General features: G+C 75.1%; 1 pseudogene. It reads right to left on the reverse strand.

What is annotated here, in order from left to right:
• Nucleotides 1-176 precede the first annotated feature (176 nt).
• A pseudogene (locus C3488_RS39800) lies at nucleotides 177-362 on the reverse strand (histidine kinase); the annotation flags it as partial.

A 362-nucleotide genomic window follows, 5' to 3' on the forward strand; every position in this document is an offset into this window, starting at 1 on the left:
CCACCCGCGGCACCCTCAATCACCGCCGAACCGCCGATCACTCATCCACCGGCGGCACCCTCAATCACCGCCGACCCGCGCCATCACTCACCCACCGGCCACCCTCACTCACCGCCGAACCGCACCGTCACTCAGCCACCGGCCACACCGGAACACGTCGCACCAGCCCGCGCCCGTCAGTCACCCGCCGGCCGCACCGGAACACGCCACACCAGCCGTGTCCCGCCGCCCTGCGGGCGTGCCCCCACGCCGAGCGTGCCGCCGAGGGCGACGGCCCGTTCCTCGAGGTTCCGCAGGCCGCTGCGGACGGCACCGGCCGGCACGCCGCAGCCGTCGTCGGCCACCGTGAGGGTCAGCTCGCC

Source organism: Streptomyces sp. Ru72 (genome assembly GCF_002920635.1).
Lineage (GTDB): Bacteria > Actinomycetota > Actinomycetes > Streptomycetales > Streptomycetaceae > Streptomyces.